Annotated in this window: 22 protein-coding genes and 1 pseudogene; 13 read left to right on the top strand and 10 right to left on the bottom strand. The window is 55.4% G+C overall.

The features are described 5' to 3' along the window. Positions 1 to 17 precede the first annotated feature (17 nt). The 3 genes from AC0TN7_RS09305 (at position 18) to AC0TN7_RS09295 (ending at position 1,173) form a co-directional block, all read left to right on the top strand. Positions 18 to 398, top strand: coding sequence for a hypothetical protein (locus AC0TN7_RS09305; protein WP_047958859.1), 381 nt, complete (start codon positions 18 to 20; stop codon positions 396 to 398). Between the two features lie 16 nt (positions 399 to 414). Further along, a complete protein-coding gene (locus tag AC0TN7_RS09300) occupies positions 415 to 780 on the top strand; it encodes a hypothetical protein (RefSeq protein WP_463726782.1) in 366 nt (121 codons plus the stop codon). Between the two features lie 99 nt (positions 781 to 879). Next, the gene (locus tag AC0TN7_RS09295; protein WP_024907061.1) at positions 880 to 1,173 is read left to right on the top strand and encodes a YciI family protein; all 294 of its coding nucleotides are present in this window, start codon (positions 880 to 882) and stop codon (positions 1,171 to 1,173) included. A 53-nt stretch (positions 1,174 to 1,226) separates the two neighbouring features. On the opposite strand, the gene ychF is transcribed toward AC0TN7_RS09295, so the two are convergent. Further along, positions 1,227 to 2,318 carry a redox-regulated ATPase YchF gene (ychF, locus tag AC0TN7_RS09290; RefSeq protein WP_020690896.1) on the bottom strand — a complete coding sequence of 364 codons (1,092 nt, stop codon included), beginning with the start codon at positions 2,316 to 2,318 and terminating at the stop codon, positions 1,227 to 1,229. Positions 2,319 to 2,444: 126 nt separating this feature from the next. Beyond that, positions 2,445 to 3,029: an aminoacyl-tRNA hydrolase gene (pth, locus tag AC0TN7_RS09285; RefSeq protein WP_473702096.1), complete on the bottom strand. Its 585-nt coding sequence runs from the start codon at positions 3,027 to 3,029 to the stop codon at positions 2,445 to 2,447. Positions 3,030 to 3,303: 274 nt separating this feature from the next. Here pth and ychH point away from each other — a divergent pair, with 274 nt between their 5' ends. Beyond that, positions 3,304 to 3,579, top strand: coding sequence for a stress-induced protein YchH (ychH, locus tag AC0TN7_RS09280; protein ID WP_024907062.1), 276 nt, complete (start codon positions 3,304 to 3,306; stop codon positions 3,577 to 3,579). A 120-nt stretch (positions 3,580 to 3,699) separates the two neighbouring features. After that, positions 3,700 to 4,758 (top strand): MerR family transcriptional regulator, encoded by a 1,059-nt coding sequence (locus tag AC0TN7_RS09275; protein WP_024907063.1) that lies wholly within the window; start codon positions 3,700 to 3,702, stop codon positions 4,756 to 4,758. Here AC0TN7_RS09275 and dauA read toward each other — a convergent pair. From dauA to lolB, 4 genes are all read right to left on the bottom strand, one after another. Beyond that, entirely contained in the window at positions 4,744 to 6,423 is a 1,680-nt protein-coding gene (gene dauA, locus AC0TN7_RS09270) for a C4-dicarboxylic acid transporter DauA (RefSeq protein WP_024907064.1), read from the bottom strand. The two genes, AC0TN7_RS09275 and dauA, sit on opposite strands and share 15 nt — an antisense overlap. Positions 6,424 to 6,547: 124 nt before the next feature. Beyond that, positions 6,548 to 7,495, bottom strand: coding sequence for a ribose-phosphate diphosphokinase (gene prs / locus AC0TN7_RS09265; protein ID WP_003856663.1), 948 nt, complete (start codon positions 7,493 to 7,495; stop codon positions 6,548 to 6,550). Between the two features lie 125 nt (positions 7,496 to 7,620). Next, on the bottom strand, positions 7,621 to 8,490 hold the full coding sequence (gene ispE, locus AC0TN7_RS09260; protein WP_463726781.1) for a 4-(cytidine 5'-diphospho)-2-C-methyl-D-erythritol kinase: 870 nt from the start codon (positions 8,488 to 8,490) through the stop codon (positions 7,621 to 7,623). After that, positions 8,487 to 9,098, bottom strand: a complete 612-nt coding sequence (gene lolB / locus AC0TN7_RS09255) for a lipoprotein insertase outer membrane protein LolB (protein ID WP_024907066.1) — start codon at positions 9,096 to 9,098, stop codon at positions 8,487 to 8,489. Before lolB ends, ispE begins: the two co-directional genes overlap by 4 nt. A 326-nt stretch (positions 9,099 to 9,424) precedes the next feature. Between lolB and hemA the strand changes: the two genes are divergently transcribed. From hemA to kdsA, 6 genes and pseudogenes are all read left to right on the top strand, one after another. After that, positions 9,425 to 10,681, top strand: a complete 1,257-nt coding sequence (gene hemA, locus AC0TN7_RS09250; protein WP_024907067.1) for a glutamyl-tRNA reductase — start codon at positions 9,425 to 9,427, stop codon at positions 10,679 to 10,681. Positions 10,682 to 10,722: 41 nt separating this feature from the next. After that, positions 10,723 to 11,805, top strand: a complete 1,083-nt coding sequence (prfA, locus tag AC0TN7_RS09245) for a peptide chain release factor 1 (protein WP_021240360.1) — start codon at positions 10,723 to 10,725, stop codon at positions 11,803 to 11,805. Then, positions 11,805 to 12,635, top strand: a complete 831-nt coding sequence (prmC, locus tag AC0TN7_RS09240; protein ID WP_267216338.1) for a peptide chain release factor N(5)-glutamine methyltransferase — start codon at positions 11,805 to 11,807, stop codon at positions 12,633 to 12,635. The genes prfA and prmC overlap by 1 nt, the downstream gene beginning before the upstream one ends. A gap of 8 nt (positions 12,636 to 12,643) precedes the next feature. Beyond that, a pseudogene (locus AC0TN7_RS09235) lies at positions 12,644 to 12,727 on the top strand (siroheme synthase); the annotation flags it as partial. 41 nt (positions 12,728 to 12,768) lie between these two features. After that, positions 12,769 to 13,578, top strand: a complete 810-nt coding sequence (sirB1, locus tag AC0TN7_RS09230) for an invasion regulator SirB1 (RefSeq protein ID WP_032647631.1) — start codon at positions 12,769 to 12,771, stop codon at positions 13,576 to 13,578. Positions 13,579 to 13,614: 36 nt separating this feature from the next. Next, entirely contained in the window at positions 13,615 to 14,469 is an 855-nt protein-coding gene (gene kdsA, locus AC0TN7_RS09225) for a 3-deoxy-8-phosphooctulonate synthase (protein WP_024907070.1), read from the top strand. Positions 14,470 to 14,563: 94 nt separating this feature from the next. Here the strand turns inward: kdsA and chaA are convergent, their stop codons facing one another. Beyond that, positions 14,564 to 15,664, bottom strand: a complete 1,101-nt coding sequence (gene chaA / locus AC0TN7_RS09220) for a sodium-potassium/proton antiporter ChaA (RefSeq protein ID WP_024907071.1) — start codon at positions 15,662 to 15,664, stop codon at positions 14,564 to 14,566. A gap of 270 nt (positions 15,665 to 15,934) precedes the next feature. Between chaA and chaB the strand changes: the two genes are divergently transcribed. Both chaB and AC0TN7_RS09210 read left to right on the top strand, forming a co-directional pair. Beyond that, the gene (gene chaB, locus AC0TN7_RS09215; protein WP_024907072.1) at positions 15,935 to 16,165 is read left to right on the top strand and encodes a putative cation transport regulator ChaB; all 231 of its coding nucleotides are present in this window, start codon (positions 15,935 to 15,937) and stop codon (positions 16,163 to 16,165) included. A 177-nt stretch (positions 16,166 to 16,342) separates the two neighbouring features. Further along, complete coding sequence (locus AC0TN7_RS09210; RefSeq protein ID WP_032647627.1) at positions 16,343 to 17,038, top strand: gamma-glutamylcyclotransferase; 696 nt, start codon at positions 16,343 to 16,345, stop codon at positions 17,036 to 17,038. Positions 17,039 to 17,068: 30 nt separating this feature from the next. Here AC0TN7_RS09210 and AC0TN7_RS09205 read toward each other — a convergent pair whose 3' ends face one another. The 3 genes from AC0TN7_RS09205 to AC0TN7_RS09195 all read right to left on the bottom strand — a co-directional run bounded on the left by AC0TN7_RS09205 (position 17,069) and on the right by AC0TN7_RS09195 (position 19,748). Beyond that, positions 17,069 to 17,308: a DUF1883 domain-containing protein gene (locus AC0TN7_RS09205; protein ID WP_024907074.1), complete on the bottom strand. Its 240-nt coding sequence runs from the start codon at positions 17,306 to 17,308 to the stop codon at positions 17,069 to 17,071. 195 nt (positions 17,309 to 17,503) lie between these two features. Then, positions 17,504 to 19,288: a methyl-accepting chemotaxis protein gene (locus tag AC0TN7_RS09200; RefSeq protein WP_048989615.1), complete on the bottom strand. Its 1,785-nt coding sequence runs from the start codon at positions 19,286 to 19,288 to the stop codon at positions 17,504 to 17,506. 106 nt (positions 19,289 to 19,394) lie between these two features. Next, positions 19,395 to 19,748: a DsrE/DsrF/TusD sulfur relay family protein gene (locus tag AC0TN7_RS09195; protein ID WP_008499522.1), complete on the bottom strand. Its 354-nt coding sequence runs from the start codon at positions 19,746 to 19,748 to the stop codon at positions 19,395 to 19,397. Positions 19,749 to 19,772 lie beyond the last annotated feature (24 nt).

The following is a 19,772-nucleotide window of genomic DNA, read 5'->3' as shown; positions in this document are numbered from 1 at the left end:
TTAAAAGGTTATAGAAAATGAGAATAACTAATCGACTGAAAAAGAAGGTACTAGTCCTGGATGGCATAGATAATGACTTTTTAGATTCTGGCGCAGAAATAGCATGCCCTGAATGCGAGGGAGTAATAATCTATTCTATCGTAAACTCATATGAGTTTGACTCGCTCTCTGAAGAGGTGAAAGACTTTTTTGTTAAGAAAATGAGAGGTGTGAAGTTTGTTAGTGAACATAAGAAGTATATCTACGATGAAAGCCAATTATATGTTTCGAAAAACACTTGTTCAAAGTGTGTAAAGGAATTTTCTACTGTATTAACGTATAAAGAAGTGCAGCCAGCACGATACCGGGTATATCTTGTGGGGCTTTTTGAAGGTGATTTGAAACAGATCAAACTTTAAAAGTTGAGGTTTACCGATGATTGAAAATCTCATTTGTATTAAAGAAAATGACCTGCTTCAGTGGGCGTGTGCTGAACGTAACATACGGGTTAGGATGCCATTTTTAGACTCTGCAATGGTCGACTCAACACGCCAGTTAGTCTTTGCGTTAAGCGAACCAAAGCCATTACCAACTATTTTGACCATCTTCAGTGCTCAGGGCGAAAAACTATTTTGGTCTGCACCTCCTGAAGGCGCTATTTTCTATTACTTAACTTTCAACCTGTCAAAGGAAGTAATTGTGGCCTGTAGCTATGTGGTAAAGCAAAACGGCTGGCATGACTGGTTCTATTCGTGGAATAGGAAGAATAACGCGTTGTCTCGATCGGGCCCTGCATATTAAGATCAAATGTGCCCCAAATGATAACGATACCCGATGGCAACAGAGGAACTGCATAAGCAATTCCAACAAACGGCTAAAAACACAGCTGAGAGGCAAAGGATGAGCACGGTTTATATTGTCATTTTAACCTATATCAAACCACTCGAAGAGATTGACGCAGCAATACCTGCGCATGTCGAGTGGCTAAAAAAAGGGTATGCAGAGGGAATTTTCCTCGCATCCGGAAAACGGGTGCCGAGAATCGGTGGGGTCATTCTCGCGAAATGTGAGAGTCTTGCCTCTCTTGAAGAGCGATTACGCGAGGATCCTTTTCAGAGGTTAAAGCTCGCGACGGCTGAAATCATTCCTTTTGAACCCAGCATGAAAACAGAACTCTTAGACAATGTCTTTTGACCCCGCAATAAAAAAACCACGCCAGGGCGTGGTTTTTTTTCATTCAAGACGACTCAGACGTTGAACAGGAAGTTCATCACATCGCCATCTTTAACGATGTATTCTTTCCCTTCCGCACGCATCTTGCCGGCTTCCTTCGCGCCTTGCTCACCCTTGTAGGTGATGAAATCTTCAAACGCGATGGTCTGCGCACGAATAAAGCCTTTCTCGAAGTCGGTGTGGATTTTACCCGCAGCCTGAGGCGCAGTTGCACCCACTGGAATGGTCCAGGCACGCACTTCTTTCACGCCAGCGGTGAAGTAGGTCTGCAGGTTGAGCAGGGCATAACCAGCACGGATAACGCGATTCAGCCCGGGCTCTTCCAGGCCCAGTTCTGCCATAAACTCATCACGCTCTTCGTCATCCAGTTCGGCGATATCGGCTTCTACTGCGGCACAAACCGGAACCACGACAGAACCTTCTTTCTCGGCGATAGCACGCACCTGATCGAGGTACGGGTTATTTTCAAAACCGTCTTCGTTCACGTTGGCAATGTACATGGTTGGCTTCAGCGTCAGGAAGCTCAGGTAGCGGATGAGCTCTTTCTCGTCTTTGCTCAGATCCAGAGAACGCAGCATGCCCGCGTTTTCCAGCTGTGGCAGACATTTTTCCAGCACCGCCAACTCGGCTTTGGCATCTTTATCGCCACCTTTGGCTTTCTTGGAGATACGGTGGATCGCACGCTCGCAGGTATCAAGATCCGACAGCGCCAGCTCGGTGTTGATGACATCAATATCTTCAGCCGGGTTTACTTTACCCGCTACGTGAATGATGTTGTCGTTCTCGAAGCAGCGTACAACGTGGCCGATCGCTTCGGTCTCACGGATGTTGGTCAGGAACTGGTTACCCAGGCCTTCACCTTTGGATGCGCCTTTTACCAGGCCCGCGATGTCCACGAACTCCATGGTGGTCGGCAGAATACGCTGCGGCTTCACGATTTCCGCAAGCTGGTCCAGACGCGGGTCCGGCATTGGCACAACGCCGGTGTTAGGTTCGATGGTACAGAACGGGAAGTTCGCCGCTTCGATACCCGCTTTGGTAAGCGCGTTAAACAGGGTGGATTTGCCCACGTTTGGCAGACCGACGATACCGCATTTGAATCCCATTTCTAAATCACCTTAATATCTTGATAATCAATCCGTTAACGATAACCGATTGATGAAAAGTAAATAACTACGCCTATTATACACGTAACCCGCATGACGCGCGGTAAAAAAGCCGGAACGGGCAGATTATTGCGCTTTGAAAGCGTGTAAGCGGTTTGTCGCTTTGGTTAGCCCGTCTTTCAGCCAGATTTCGGTGCAGCGCGCCGCTTCGTCTACCGCTTCGTCAATCAGTTTCTGCTCAGAAACCGGGGGCTTACCAAGTACGAAACCGACAACTTTGTTTTTATCGCCCGGATGGCCGATTCCCACGCGCAAACGGTGGAAATTCGGGTTATTGCCCAGCTTGCTGATGATGTCTTTAAGACCGTTGTGGCCGCCGTGCCCGCCGCCCAGTTTGAATTTTGCTACGCCAGGCGGGAGATCCAGCTCATCGTGAGCCACCAGAATTTCATCCGGGTTGATGCGATAAAACGTTGCCATTGCCGCCACGGCTTTACCGCTCAGGTTCATAAAGGTGGTAGGCACCAGTAAACGAACATCCGCGCCAGCAAGGTTGATACGTGAGGTATATCCGAAGAATTTAGGTTCTTCACGCAGGGGAGCACGTAACCGCTCGGCCAGCAGATCGATATACCATGCCCCGGCATTGTGGCGGGTAGCCGCATATTCTGCGCCCGGGTTGGCGAGGCCGACAATCAGTTTAATCGTCACGATTCAATTCCTAATGGGTTCCAGATCTGGCGCGTAGTTTACTGTCTGGCGCGCCGCTTGACAAAATTCTGCGATCGTCGAAGCGAAATACGAATAATTTCTGATTTGAACAATTAGAATTTCAAGCTGTTCAAAGTGTTATTTGTAAACTTTTGTTTGGGAGTTATCTGTAATTGTGATCATTCACGCAACTCATAAAAGGGGCGTTGTCTATACTTTACACACAAGGATTAGGGGCTTTTCCCCTGACAACCCAAAGTTCCGGAGGTGACACATGAAACGCAAAAACGCTTCGTTACTCGGTAACGTGCTGATGGGGTTGGGGCTGTTCGTGATGGTAGCCGGCGTGGGTTATTCAATTTTAAACCAGCTGCCGCAGCTTGATCTTCCGCAATACTTTGCGCATGGCGCGATATTGAGCATCTTCATTGGTGCAGTGTTGTGGCTGGCGGGAGCACGCGTGAGTGGCCATGAGGAAGTGTGTGACAAATACTGGTGGGTGCGCCACTACGATAAACGCTGTCGTCGCGACCAGCATAAGCACAGCTGACGCTACGTTAAAGAATACCGAAACGGCTCCTGAGGGAGTCGTTTTTTTTGCATCAAGGGTTGACCCTCACGTAACGTAAGGCTCCAGAGTGATGCCACTGGCAAAGAAAAAGGAGCAGTTATGTTGATTCAGGTGGGGGAGCTGGCGAAACGTGCCGGGATCACCGTGCGGACATTGCACCACTATGAGCAAACAGGGTTGTTGCTGCCTTCTGCCAGAAGCGCGGCAGGTTATCGGCTTTACAACCTGGCGGATGTCCAGCGTCTGCACATGATTCAGGCGCTGGCAAAAGCGGGGCTGGAACTTGCTGAAATCAGGGATTTCCTGGAACAGGAGTCGCTGTCGTTAACCGAGTTACTCGATGCGCAAATCACGCTGCTGGATAAACAGCTGCGCAGCATACATACGCTGCGCGACCGGCTGGTGGAGCTGCGGACCGGGCTTCTCGACGATGCGACTCCGGATCTGGAATCCTGGCTACAGACTCTGGAGTTAATGAATATGTACGATCGCTGGTTTAGCAAAGAAGAGTTACAGCAGCTCCCGTTTGCGGTGCAGAAGGATGCGCTGGCGGCTATCTGGTCAGGGCTGGTTGCAGAGGCAAACACGCTGTTGAAACAGCACCTACCCTTTACGGACCCGCGGGCCATGGACCTGGCGACGCGCTGGATGGAACGCCTGGAGCAGGATACGGCGGGCAAGCCGGAATTTCTCACCCGGCTGAACGAAATGCATAGCGTTGAACCGCAGATGCAGGTGCAGACCGGTATCACGCCGGAGATGACGGATTACATCACGCGCGCGTTTGCGGAATCAAAGCTCAACATATGGGAGAAGTATCTCACTGCCGAAGAGATGGCCTTTACCCGGGCACACTACTTTGACCGCATGATGGAGTGGCCGCCGCTGGTGGCAAAACTGCATCAGGCGCAGCGGGAAAATATCGACCCCGCCTCTGACGATGCGCAAAAGCTGGCTGAAAACTGGCTGACATTGTTCCAGTCTTACGCGGGCACCAGCCCGGAGACTCAGCAAAAGTTTCGCACGGCCATGCAGCAGGAGCCGCATCTGATGAAAGGAACATGGATGACGCCTGCCGTGCTTGCTTGGCTCCAGCAGGCGATCGGGGTAATGATGCAAAGACGTTTCTCTGCATCAGGTGGCTCACAGATCCGCTAATGCGGCTTCACGGTTAGGATAAAAGGCAAGGCGGCCAGGGATCGGCTGCACGCCCGCCCGCGCCATGGTGCGCAGTGGCTGAAACTCCAGGTTACTCACCCGCAGTTCACAGCCTTCCGGCAGACGTGCAACAAAGCGCTGGAAGGCATCCAGGCCGCCTGCATCCAGCACCGGTACGGCATCCCACTTCAGCACCACAATCCGTTTACCCGCGATGCGGGACTCCAGATCGCTGAACAGACCTTCCGCCGCGGCGAAGAACAGCGGGCCAATCACGCGCAGAACCAGCACATCGTCAGGCACCTCCACGTTAACCGGGGAAAGGCGCGTCATCTGCGCAATGCGGCGCATAAATAGCAGAGAAGCCAGCACGATCCCGACGCTGATGGCGATAACCATATCGAACAGCACGGTCAGCGACATGCAGATCAGCATCACGATGATGTCGTCTTTCGGCGCGCGACGCAGCAGGTTCACCACCTTATGCGCCTCACTCATGTTCCAGGCCACCATCAGCAGCAGGGCGGCCATGGCGGAAAGCGGTAGCCAGGAGAGCAGCGGGGCGAGGATCAGCAGGGCGAGGATCACCAGCACGGAGTGGATAACCGCCGAAACGGGTGAGGTTGCCCCCGCGCGCACGTTTGCAGCTGAACGGGCGATGGCTGCCGTTGCGGTAATTCCGCCGAAGAACGGCGCGACAAGGTTGCCTAATCCCTGACCGACCAGCTCGCTGTTGGCTTTGTGTTTGGTGCCGGTCATCCCGTCCAGAACGACGGCACAGAGCAGGGATTCAATCGCCCCCAGCATCGCCATAGAGAACGCGGCGGGAAGCAGGGCGCGCAGGGAATCCCAGCTTAGGGTAAAGCTGGAGCCGGGCATGTCCCACGGCAGCACCAGCTGCGGCAACAGCTGCGGAATGCCGCTACCCTGTGAACCGTCCGCCAGAACATAGTGGAACTGCGAGCCGATAGTCGCGACGTGACCACCGAACATATTGACGATGGCCATCACCGCGCAGCCCAGCAGCAGCGCGGGCAGGTGGCCCGGCAGACGGATCCCCAGACGGGGCCAGACGATCAGCGTGCCCAGCGTCACAATCCCAATGGCGGCATCGCCCAGGTTGGCCGTCGGCAGCGCCATAAACAGGGCCCCCACTTTTTGCAGGTAGTGTTCCGGTACGTGGGGCATCTGCAGGCCGAGGAAATCCTTAATCTGCATGGTTCCGATGGTGATCCCAATCCCCGAAGTGAACCCCAGCGTCACGGAAAGGGGGATGTACTCGATCAGCCGCCCAAAGCGGGCCAGGCCAAACAGAATTAAAAAGACCCCGGACATCAGGGTGGCGACCAGCAGGCCTGCCAGACCAAACTGTTGCGAAACGGGGTAGAGGATCACCACAAAGGCGGCGGTCGGGCCGGAGACGCTAAAGCGAGAGCCGCCCGTCAGGGCAATGACTATCCCGGCAACGGCCGAGGTGTACAGACCGTACTGCGGCGCAACGCCGCTGCCAATCGCCAGCGCCATCGCCAGCGGGATGGCAATAATGCCTACGGTGATCCCGGCAATCAAGTCACGCACAAAGCGTGAGGAGGTGTACTTCTCTTTCCAGCAGGCGTCGATGAGGGCGCGAAAGGGCAGAACATGTGAGGAGGTTACGTTTTTCACAATTATCTATCATCCGTATGCGCATCATCTGTCATGTGAATGGCAGGTGAAGGAGGCATTAATCATACAAATAAAACTCAGAGACAAAAAAACCCGCCGCAGCGGGTTTTTCGGCCGTGTTCGATTAGTGTTCGAACATTGCTGAGATAGATTCTTCGTTGCTGATACGACGAATCGCTTCGGCCAGCATCCCGGACAGGGTCAGGGTACGCACGTTTGGCAGTGCCTTGATCTCGTCGCTCAGTGGGATGGTATCGCATACCACAACTTCGTCAATAACGGAGTTGCGCAGGTTGTTTACGGCATTGCCGGAGAAGATCGGGTGGGTCGCGTAAGCGAATACGCGCTTAGCACCACGCTCTTTCAGCGCTTCAGCCGCTTTACACAGCGTACCGCCGGTATCGATCATGTCGTCGACCAGCACGCAGTCGCGGCCAGCCACGTCACCGATGATGTGCATCACCTGAGAAACGTTAGCGCGCGGACGACGTTTGTCGATGATCGCCATGTCGGTATCGTTCAGCAGCTTAGCGATAGCACGGGCACGTACCACGCCGCCGATGTCCGGAGAAACCACGATTGGGTTATCCAGGTTCAGCTGCAGCATGTCTTCCAGCAGAATTGGGCTGCCGAATACGTTATCAACCGGGACGTCGAAGAAGCCCTGGATCTGCTCTGCGTGCAGGTCAACGGTCAGTACGCGGTCAACGCCGACGCTGGACAGGAAGTCAGCGACAACTTTAGCGGTAATTGGCACACGCGCGGAACGGACGCGACGGTCCTGGCGGGCATAACCGAAGTAAGGGATTACAGCAGTGATACGGCCTGCGGAAGCGCGACGCAGGGCGTCGACCATAACAACCAGTTCCATCAGGTTGTCGTTCGTTGGAGCACAGGTGGACTGGATGATGAAAATATCACCACCGCGTACATTTTCGTTAATTTGTACGCTGACTTCGCCGTCGCTAAAGCGACCTACGGCGGCGTCGCCGAGGGAAGTGTACAGGCGGTTGGCAATACGTTGTGCTAGTTCCGGGGTGGCGTTACCAGCAAAAAGCTTCATATCAGGCACGAGAAGAACCTCAGGCATGCGTCCAGTGGTGGATAGCGTTCGCCGCAAACTGTGCGGGCCAGGCGAAGGCTATCCAGGCGGTGTATTAAAGAGCGCGATGCAACGTCTGGAACAGGGTGACGTTGTCACCGAAACTCAGTCTGCGCCAGAATGGCCTGCTGTAGGGGGGAAATGTTCATCCCACGCGCTACAAAACCATGCAGCCAAACCGGCGCTTGCTCAAGCACCTGACGAGCGGCGGATTCGGTGTCAAATTCAGCAAAGACACAGGCCCCTGTACCAGTCAGGCGCGACGGCGCGTATTCTAACAGCCAGGAAAGCACCGCATCAACCTCGCGAAAACGTTTTCTTGCGATATCCTCGCAATCGTTGCTGAATTCACAATTTAATAACGTTTCTATTGACCGAACCGGGGTATTCCTTTTCAGGTCAGGATCTTTAAAGATGACCGGAGTCGGAATGCTCACGCCAGGGTGAGCAACCAGATACCATTTCTCCGGCGGTTCAGCCGGGGAGAGGATCTCACCCACGCCCTCAGCAAAGGCCGCATGACCGCGCACAAACACCGGGACATCCGCCCCCAGCGTCAAGCCCAGAGTTGCTAGTTCGTCCTTCGACAGCCCGCAGCCCCAGAGGTGGTTCAGCGCAACCAGCACGGTGGCGGCGTTAGATGAGCCGCCGCCCAGACCGCCGCCCATCGGCAGGCGCTTCTCGATACGGATATCCGCACCGCTTCCTGCGGGCAGACGGCCTGATTCCGCCGCGGCTTTCATCAGCAGACGCGCGGCGCGCACGATGAGGTTGTCCTCATGCGCCACGCCATCGACCGGCGTCAGGAGGCAAATCTGCCCGTCCTGACGCAGTTCAATGGAGATCGTGTCGCCATAGTCAATAAACTGAAACAGCGTCTGCAGGGTGTGATAGCCGTCAGCGCGCTGGCCGGTGATGTACAAGAACAGGTTCAGCTTTGCCGGAGAGGGCCATTGGGTCATCATTTAACGATCCAGTTGTCCATTTTCAGCTTGATACGCTGGCTGCCCTGGGTCAGCTCCATATTCGATGGCAGCGACGGTTTACTCTTACTGTCATAGGCGCTGTACACCACTTTCCAGGTTTTACCGTTTTGGGTGTAGTTCACCTGGCTCAGACGATACTGATCGTCCAGGGTGTAGTCGGTGGCGTCACCCGGCAGGCCGAGGATCCACTGGCGCAGGCTGTTGAGCGGGATAGGCATCCCGGTCAGCTTGCCAATCATCTCTTCGGCATCGGTCGCGGTGTAGTGCTGGCCTTTGTTATCGGTGATCTGCGCTTCGCCCGGTTTAGCGATAAGCTCCAGCTCGGTGCTGCCCAGCGGGTTCAGCAGCAGCAGGCGATAGTGGTCCTGACCCGTCTGCTGCCAGAAGAAGCGGGCATAAACTTTTTGTTCGTCAGATAGATAAGCGAACGCGCCGCGGGTCTGGTACTGGTTCAAATTACGGACGTCCTGCTGGTGCTGACGCCACTGCGGTGAATCAGGGCTTTTGCCCGGGCCTTTTGGCTGGGTGACGGTACACGCGGTCAGAACCAGTGCTGCCAGCGGCAGCAGGCGAATCAGTCGGGTCATAATAAGGACAAATCCTTGAGATACGTTGCAGTTATAACTGTTAATGCTAGCGTCGAAGGGGGCTACCGTCTACGTTCAAATTATCTCAAAGCGTTGTATCTACCCTAAATAATTCAAGCTGCATGAAGGCGGCAAGAGAGTGAATCCCCATGAGCATAGATAACTATGTGATTGGGGTGAAAGAGCGCAGCCAACGCGCATGCAGCTTGAAGTATGACGGGTATAAGCTATTACTCCGAAAGGGGGCTGTCTCTTTTATTGATCTCGCGCATCCTGTATGATGCGTTCTGCTAACCTTATTAACGCTGGTACTACTCCCGCTCAACATGACCCTATTAGCACTCGGCATCAACCACAAAACAGCCCCGGTTTCGCTGCGAGAACGCGTAACGTTTTCGCCAGATACGCTCGACCTTGCGCTGGACAGCCTGCTTGCACAGCCGATGGTGCAGGGTGGCGTGGTGCTCTCGACGTGCAACCGTACCGAGCTCTATTTAAGCGTGGAAGAGCAGGACAACCTGCATGAAGCGCTTATCCGCTGGCTATGCGATTACCACAACCTCAACGAAGACGAGCTGCGCAATAGCCTGTACTGGCATCAGGACAACGATGCGGTCAGCCATCTGATGCGCGTCGCCAGCGGGCTGGATTCGCTGGTGCTCGGCGAACCGCAGATCCTGGGGCAGGTGAAAAAAGCGTTTGCGGATTCGCAAAAAGGGCATCTGAAGGCCAGCGAGCTGGAGCGCATGTTCCAGAAGTCGTTCTCCGTGGCGAAGCGTGTGCGAACCGAAACCGACATTGGTGCCAGTGCGGTTTCCGTTGCTTTCGCGGCCTGCACCCTTGCGCGCCAAATCTTTGAATCCCTCTCCACCGTCACCGTGATGCTGGTGGGCGCGGGCGAAACCATCGAACTTGTGGCGCGCCATCTGCGCGAGCATAAAGTGAAAAAGATGATTATCGCTAACCGCACCCGCGAACGCGCGCAGGTGCTGGCGGATGAAGTGGGCGCAGAGGTGGTTGCCCTGAGCGACATCGATGAACGTCTGAAAGAGGCGGACATTATTATCAGCTCGACCGCCAGCCCGCTGCCGATTATCGGAAAAGGGATGGTGGAGCGTGCGCTGAAGTCCCGTCGTAATCAGCCGATGCTGCTGGTGGATATTGCCGTCCCGCGCGATGTTGAGCCGGAAGTGGGCAAGCTGCCTAACGCCTACCTCTACAGCGTGGATGACCTGCAAAGCATCATTTCGCACAACCTCGCCCAGCGTAAAGCGGCGGCGGTGCAGGCGGAAACCATTGTTGAGCAGGAAACCAGTGAGTTTATGGCCTGGCTGCGCGCGCAAAGCGTCAGCGAGACCATCCGCGAGTATCGCGGACAGGCGGAGCAGGTGCGTGACGACCTGACAGCCAAAGCGTTAGCGGCCCTTGAACAGGGCGGCGACGCACATGCAATTATGCAGGATCTGGCATGGAAACTGACCAACCGCCTGATCCATGCACCAACCAAATCTCTTCAGCAGGCCGCCCGTGACGGGGATGATGAACGCCTGACTATTCTGCGCAACAGCCTCGGGCTGGAATAGCGCCCTATACCCATTTTCTAAGACAAGGTGCACTTACGCCTATGAAGCCTTCTATCGTCGCTAAACTGGAAGCTCTGCACGAGCGCCATGAAGAAGTCCAGGCGCTGCTCGGCGATGCCGGGACCATTGCGGACCAGGAGCGTTTTCGCGCGCTCTCACGTGAATACGCGCAGTTAAGTGATGTTTCTAAATGCTTTACCGACTGGCGACAGGTTCAGGAAGATATCGAAACCGCGCAGATGATGCTCGACGATCCTGAAATGCGCGAGATGGCGCAGGAAGAGTTGCAGGATGCGAAAGCGCGTTCTGAGGAGATGGAGCAGCAGCTTCAGGTGCTTCTGCTGCCAAAAGATCCAGACGACGAGCGTAACGCGTTCGTGGAAGTCCGCGCCGGGACCGGCGGTGACGAAGCGGCACTGTTTGCCGGAGATCTGTTCCGCATGTACAGCCGCTACGCCGAGTCGCGTCGCTGGCGCGTGGAGATCATGAGCGCCAACGAAGGCGAACATGGTGGCTACAAAGAGGTTATCGCCAAGATCAGCGGCGACGGCGTGTACGGTCGTCTCAAGTTTGAATCCGGCGGTCACCGCGTGCAGCGCGTACCGGCCACCGAATCCCAGGGCCGTATCCACACCTCCGCCTGTACGGTGGCGGTGATGCCGGAGCTGCCGGAAGCGGAACTGCCGGACATCAATCCTGCGGACCTGCGTATAGATACTTTCCGCTCCTCTGGCGCGGGTGGTCAGCACGTTAACACCACCGACTCCGCCATTCGTATTACCCACCTGCCAACCGGCATCGTCGTCGAATGTCAGGACGAGCGTTCACAGCACAAAAACAAAGCCAAAGCGCTGTCCGTGCTGGGCGCGCGTATCCACGCGGCCGAAATGGCGAAACGCCAGCAGGCGGAAGCGTCTACGCGTCGTAACCTGCTGGGGAGCGGCGATCGCAGCGACCGTAACCGCACCTACAACTTCCCGCAGGGCCGTGTAACCGACCACCGCATCAACCTGACGCTGTACCGTCTGGACGAGGTGATGGAAGGGAAGCTGGACATGCTGATTGAGCCTATCGTGCAGGAATACCAGGCCGACCAGCTGGCGGCGCTGTCCGAGCAGGAATAATGGATTTTCAGCGCTGGTTACGTGAGGCGGCCGGTGAGCTTTCCGAAAGCGAAAGCCCGAAACGCGATGCCGAAATTTTGCTTGAGCATGTGACGGGTAAAGCCCGCACGTATCTGCTGGCTTTTGGTGAAACCGAACTGACCGCGGAGCAGGAAGCGCAGCTCGCCGCGCTGCTTGCCCGTCGTAAAACCGGCGAGCCGGTGGCGCACCTTGTCGGTGAACGTGAGTTCTGGTCGTTACCCCTGTACGTCTCGGCGGCGACGCTAATCCCGCGTCCGGACACCGAATGTCTGGTGGAGCAGGCGCTGGCGCGTTTACCGGCGGCGGCCTGCAGTATTCTCGATCTCGGGACGGGAACAGGTGCTATCGCGCTGGCGCTCGCCACCGAGCGGCCCGACTGCGCGGTGACGGCGGTGGATGTCATGCCCGACGCGGTGGCGCTGGCGCAGCGTAACGTGGAACGTCTCGGGGTCCGCAACGTGACGGTGCTGCAAAGCAGCTGGTTTTCCGCGCTGGAGAATCGCACATTTGCGATGATTGTCAGCAATCCTCCTTACATCGACGAACATGACCCGCACCTTGCGCAGGGAGATGTTCGCTTCGAACCGCTGACGGCGCTCGTGGCCGCCAACGCGGGATTAGCCGATCTTGATCACATTGTGACAACGTCACGGGAACATTTACTTCCCGGCGGCTGGCTGCTCGTGGAGCATGGCTGGACGCAGGGAGAAGCCGTGCGGGCACTGTTTACGCAAGCAGGTTATGACGCTGTCGAAACCTGCCGCGACTACGGCGGCAACGAACGCCTGACGCTGGGGCGGTGGTCTTGAGTTCCGGGTATCTGCCATTTACTGATAAAGGCGTAAGGCTGACTGAAAGGCAGTTTGGCGTTATCATCTACATCGTTTTGAGTTTTATCGCGCCTGAGCGTCATTGTTCGCTCAGGCGTTACTGGGGTAAGTCATGAGGTCCTTAGCCGATTTCGAATTTAATAAAGTGCCGCTTTGCGATGGCATGATCCTGATTTCAGAGATGATTCGCGACGATTTTACGTCGCAGTTTGTCTATGATGAGCTGGAGAATCTGGTCAGCCTGGCGCGTGAAGAGATTAATCAGGCTCGCCCGCAAGACTGGCAACTAGAGAAGCTGCTGGAGCTTTTCTACGGCGAATGGGGTTTCTGCGACACGCGGGGTGTGTATCGCCTGTCTGACGCATTATGGCTGGACCAGGTCTTAAAAAATCGTCAGGGCAGCGCCGTGGCGCTGGGGTCTATTTTACTATGGGTCGCACAGCGTCTGGATATTCCGCTAGTCCCGGTCATTTTCCCGACGCAGATGATCCTGCGTGCAGAGTGGCTGGACGGCGAAATGTGGCTCATTAATCCCTTCAACGGCGACACGCTGGATGAACATACGCTGGACGTGTGGCTGAAAGGCAATATCAGCCCGGTGGCCGAACTCTTCAACGAAGATCTCGACGAGGCGGACAACGCAGAGGTCATTCGCAAGCTGCTGGATACGCTGAAGTCTGCATTAATGGAAGAGCGTCAGATGGAGCTGGCCTTGCGCGCCAGTGAAGTACTGCTGCAGTTCAACCCGGAAGACCCGTACGAAATTCGCGATCGCGGGCTGATCTATGCCCAGCTCGACTGTGAGCACGTGGCGCTGAATGATTTGAATTATTTCGTCGAGCAGTGTCCGGAAGATCCTATTAGCGAAATGATTCGTGCGCAGATCAACGCGATCTCGCACAAGCAAATTACACTGCATTAATCTTAATTCCGATTCACACCTGAATAAGGCGATCCTATGAAACAAAAAGTGGTTAGCATTGGTGATATCAAGGTAGCAAACGACCTGCCGTTCGTCCTGTTTGGCGGCATGAACGTGCTGGAATCCCGCGATCTCGCCATGCGTATCTGCGAACACTACGTGACCGTGACCCAGAAGCTGGGCATCCCGTACGTGTTTAAAGCCTCTTTTGACAAAGCCAACCGCTCCTCCATCAACTCTTACCGCGGCCCGGGCCTGGAAGAGGGGATGAAGATTTTCCAGGAGCTGAAGCAGACCTTTGGCGTGAAAGTGATCACCGACGTGCATGAAGCCTCTCAGGCGCAGCCGGTGGCAGACGTGGTTGACGTGATCCAGCTCCCGGCATTCCTGGCTCGCCAGACTGATCTGGTGGCGGCGATGGCGAAAACCGGTGCCGTGATTAACGTGAAAAAACCGCAGTTCGTGAGCCCAGGTCAGATGGGTAACATCGTTGATAAGTTTATCGAAGGCGGTAACGATCAGGTGATCCTGTGTGACCGTGGCGCTAACTTCGGTTACGACAACCTGGTTGTCGACATGCTGGGCTTCAGCGTGATGAAAAATGTCTCCGGCCAGTCTCCGGTGATTTTCGACGTGACGCACGCTCTGCAGTGCCGCGACCCGTTCGGTGCTGCGTCCGGTGGCCGTCGTGCCCAGGTGACCGAACTGGCGCGTGCCGGTATGGCAACCGGTCTGGCAGGTCTGTTCATTGAAGCGCACCCGGATCCGGATAACGCAAAATGCGACGGCCCATCCGCGCTGCCGCTGGATAAGCTGGAGCCGTTCCTGAAACAGATCAAAGCGATTGACGATCTGGTGAAGAGTTTCGACGAGCTGGATACCAGCAACTAATAAAAAAACCCGCTTCGGCGGGTTTTTTTATGTTTTCTCCCTCTCCCTGTGGGAGAGGGTTGGGGTGAGGGCATCAGGCCGCACCGGATCAATCTTACGCAAAAATCGTCATTAAGTACGCAATAAACAACGCCATATGCGCCGCGCCGTTCAGCACGTTGGTACGCCCGGTGGAGAACGAAATCTGGCACAGCAGCAACGAGGCCACCATCACAATCATTTCCGGCGCACCCAGCGCAAACTGCAGCTCGTTGCCCGTCATAAAGGCAATCAGCGTCACCACCGGAACGGTAAGTGAAATGGTCGCCAGCACGGAACCGAAGAACAGGTTCATTGCGCGCTGCACCTGATTGTTTAAGACGGCTTTCAGCGCGCCCAGCCCTTCAGGAGACAGGATCAGCAGCGCCACCAGGAAGCCGGTAAACGCTACCGGCGCGTTCAGCTCGGTTAACAGCGTTTCCAGCGGGTTGGCGTTCATCTTGGTGACGGCAATCACCGCAATCAGATGTACGATCAGCCAAACCGTATGCCACGCGCTGCTGTGGGCCGACGGCTTACCGTGGTGCGGGTCATCGTCGTCGCTGTCGTCTTCATGCTCATACACAAACAGGCTCTGGTGCGTTTTGGTCTGAATCAGCAGGAACACGCCGTACATGGCGGCGGAAATCAGTGCGACCAGCAGTGCCTGACCGGTAGAGAAATTCGCGCCCGGCAGCGCCATCGGGAAGACCAGCACGATAATGGCCAGCGGGAAGAGGGCAATCAGATACTGTTTAATGCCGAACAGGTTCATATACTGGGTCGCGAACTTGCGCCCGCCCAGCAGCAGAGAGAAGCCCACCAGGCCGCCCGTCACAATCATAATGATAGAGTAGAGCGTGTCGCGCATCAGCGTCGGCGCGGCATCGCCGGTCGCCATGAGCGCGGAAATCAGGCTGACTTCGAGAATAACGACGGAAAGGCTGAGAATTAACGATCCGTACGGCTCGCCCAGACGGTGGGCCAGGACGTCCGCATGGCGAACGACGCTAAATGCGCTGGTTAAGATGCCGACCAGGGCAAGAATATTGATACCAACCACCACTGGCAGTGACTGACTGCTTCCCCAGAAGAGCAGCACAGCCAGTGCCAGAACCGGGAAAATGAGTGACGTCTCCTTGTGGCGGGTCTTTACCGCCTCGTGTGTTGCTGTCATGTGCTTCTCCATCAATGCAGGTGCTTGTAATTATAGATAGATTTTTGAGGTCATTAAACTAACAGATCTCTGTTAAATACCCTTTATTTTTTACTTAATTTTACCCTTTGTCATAAATTTAATACCTGACTCCTGTAATTGATGGTTTTCATATAATACTTATTAAATAACAATAAATTACATTTGGTTTGAATCCATAAATTAAGGCTGGGTGGCACGCTGCCATATCGTCGTCCACACTTATCTCTTTAAGCAAAAGAGAGGTGAGTGATGCCATATAAAACGAAACGCGAATTACCCGACAACGTGCAAAACGTGCTGCCCGCTCACGCGCAGGATATCTACAAAGAGGCGTTTAACAGCGCCTGGGAACAATACAAAGATAAGGACGATCGCCGGGATGATGCCAGCCGTGAAGAGACGGCACACAAAGTCGCCTGGTCCGCCGTAAAACATGAATATGAAAAAGGAGACGACGATAAATGGCATAAAAAGAAATAGCCGTGAAATAATTCGCTGCCTTCATTTTGACTTTTCAGGCGGTTGAACTGCCGTTGTATTGCAACTGGTCCGCTAATTGCTTATCGTTATTTAACTGCTGGCAAAATGACCAGCACATAATGCCGGGAAGGCGAATTACAGATGTCGCAAGGAAGCATGCAGTGGCGGAGGTGTAAAGTGTTAACGCGTGATTTCTTAATGAAGGCAGATTGTAAGACGGCATTTGGTGCTATTGAGGAATCGCTTCTCTGGTCAGCTGAACAACGTGCGGCGTCACTTGCTGCCACGCTTGCCTGCCGCCCGGATGATGGCCCGGTATGGATTTTTGGCTACGGTTCCCTGATGTGGAACCCGGCTCTGGAATTTGTCGAATCGGCAACGGGAACGCTGCCTGGCTGGCATCGCGCATTTTGCCTGCGTCTGACGGCCGGACGCGGCAGCGCGTGCCAGCCGGGACGTATGCTTGCACTGAAAGAGGGCGGACGCACCACGGGCGTGGCGTATCGCCTCCCGGATGCCTCGCTGGAAGAGGAGCTTACGCTGCTCTGGAAGCGCGAGATGATTACCGGCTGCTATATGCCGAGCTGGTGCAAGCTGGAGCTGGACGACGGACGCACCGTCAATGCGCTGGTGTTTATTATGGACCCGCGTCATCCGCTGTATGAAGCGGACACTCGCACGCAGGTCATCGCCCCGTTGATTGCTGCCGCCAGCGGACCGCTGGGGACCAATGCACAATATCTCTTCTCCCTGGATCAGGAGCTGACCCGCCTCGGCATGAAAGACGATTGTCTGAATGAGCTGGTGGTAAAGGTGAAGGCTCTGCTGGAAGGAAACCCGCTCAACGGCACGCTGCGACCGGGCTTTGCCTGATGATACGCCCGGCTCGCCGGGCGTTTATTATTATGCAGCCACGTAGCTGACGGAATGCTCCAGCGACTGGCTGTGGCTGTCGATCAGCACATCCCACGTGCCGGTATACGGTACGGTAAGCCACGCTTTATCATCCTGCACGGTGAGAATATCCGCCTGGGATTGTTTATGTGCTTTCGCACTCATCAGGTGAATACGACAGCGCTCTGAGCAACGCACCACTACCGTATCCCCGCCAAACAGTTTCAAACTTGTTTTTACCAGTGCCATTTTTTTACCCCGTCGATTTTGCCCATCCCGAGCGTGATATTGTTCACAAATTACTCATTGCATAACACCAAAGCGGGGGGCGAGGGATGATGATTTTGATCAAAAAATGGCATAACGTTTAAACAAAAATGACAAAATTCCTGAAAGCATTCAGCTGGCGCGGGTTTTACCCGGTAAACCCGCGCCGGAATAAAATTAAATGCGGAAATGGCCGGCGGTTTCAGCAAGGTCCCCAGCCTGGCTCTGCAGGGCACCCGCAGCGGCGGCGGATTCCACCACCAGCTCGGCGTTCTGCTGGACCATCCTGTCGAGATGGGTCACCGCATGATTGATCTCATGAATGCCTTTCATCTGCTCGCTGGTGGCGATGGAGATTTCGCGCATGATGCCGGAGACGCTGCCGATGCTGGAGCGGATCTCGTCCATGCTTTCCCCGGCCAGATGCACGTAGCGGGAGCCGGTGGCCACGCTGTCGGTGGTGGAATCGATGAGCGATTTGATCTCTTTCGCCGCCTGGGCGCTACGGCTCGCCAGGTTACGCACTTCGCCTGCCACCACGGCAAACCCGCGACCCTGCTCCCCGGCACGGGCCGCCTCGACGGAGGCGTTCAGCGCCAGAATGTTGGTCTGGAAAGCAATGCCGTCAATCACGCTGGTGATATCGCCAATTTTAGCCGACGCGACTTCGATGGACTGCATGGTGCTGATCGCCTGGGATACCACCTCGCCGCCGCGCGCAGCGGCCGCTGAGGCCTTGCTCGCCTGATCGTTCGCTTCTGCCGCCGACTCGTTCGACTGCGTCACGGAGGCGGTGATCTGCTCCACGGCGCTGGCCGTCTCGCGCAGGCTGGACGCCGCCTGCTCGGTACGTCCGGAGAGATCCTGGTTACCTGCAGCAATCTCCTGGGCGGCGTTTTTCACCGATTCACTGGCATCCCGGAGCTGCACCATCACCACCGACAGCTTATCGCTGAAGGCGTTAAAGGCCTGCGCAATCTGCGCGACTTCGTCCTCGCCGCTGTCCGGCAAACGCTGGGACAGATCGTTAGTCCCGTTGGCAATGTTGTGCATCGCGTCGCGAATGTCGGACAGACGCTTCAGCAGGCGGGCAATCAGGAGGTGAACAATGGCCGCGCTCAGCAGTGCCAGGATCACCAGCGAAATCGCCGATGCTTTAAGCAGGGAACGCATGCCGGAGGTGGCGTCGCCGTTGTCGAGGGCGACGACTAGCAGCCAGTTTGTGCCCGGCACGGCTGTCGCCACGAAGGTTTTTTCAGCATCGTTCAGCGTTCCGTCGACCGGATTACCGCTTTTCAGCGCAGCAAAATCGATGCCTTTGATGGTCTCAGCAAACGGTTTAAGCGTCAGAGCCGGATCGTTAGCGGCAATCACGCTGCCGTCACTGTTCAGAAGCAACCCGCTGCTGGCCGGGGTTGGATGGATCCCGCGTACGTTCGCCACCACGCTGTCCATGGCTACATCGCCTGCCACCACCGCTTTCAGTGTGCCATTCTCTTTCACCGGTACGGCGAAGGTCACCACCAGTTTACCGGTCCCCGCGTCAACGTAGGGCGCGGTGACAACCGGACCGTCCGTACTGACTACCTGCTGATACCACGGGCGAATGGTCGGGTCATAATCTGCCGGAACGCCCGCCGGTTCAGAGAATTTCGCCGTTTTGCTGGCGTAGCCGACATAAACGTTGGTGAATCCACCCGCCTGTGCAAGCTGTTTAAACACCGGAACCGGATCGTCACTCAGTGCGACGGTCTGCGCGGAGGCAATCACCGTCATCTTGCTTTTGACCCAGTCGGCAATCGCCATGTTATGGCTGGCGCTGGTGCTGGTCAGGATATCGCGCTGTGACTGCTGGTTATCCTGGCGTGTGACCTGGAAGTTAATAACGGTATTGAGGAGAAGGGCGACGACCAGACAGCCTGCCGTCGCCGCGATGATGCGTGCACGAATCGATCTGAACATAAGTGAAATACCTGCTGTGTTGTTTCCATGCCTATCGGCAACCCCGCAGGTAAACTTGATGCTGAAACCGCGTCCATAAGAAAATAATATTTTTACGGGTTTATTATTAAAAAGTTAATACTTTATCCGCGGACAGCGTCCACTCGGCCAGCTCAACCAGCGTACCAATTTCTACGCCATCAATCAGCGGCAGCCCGGTGATACCGCGCCCGTCGGTGCAGGTTTTGCACAGCTTCACCGGCACGTTTTGCGCGGTCAGGATCTCCAGCATCTGCTGAATGTTATAGCCCTCGGCCGGTTTTTGTCCCTTCAGCCCGGCGGTGACCGCGTCCGACATTAAAAAGAGGCGTAACGCGAGGTCACTCTCTTTTTCGCGCAGCGCAATGGCCAGGCGCAGGCTGTTAAAAAGCGATTCACTCCCGTAGGCCGCACCGTTGGCGACGATCACAATCTTCTGCATGTTGACTCCTGTTCTTATAAAGGC

The organism is Enterobacter sp. PL_is511 (assembly GCF_055816065.1).
Note: the sequence above shows the minus strand (reverse complement) of the source record. Positions and strands in the feature narration are given on the sequence as shown.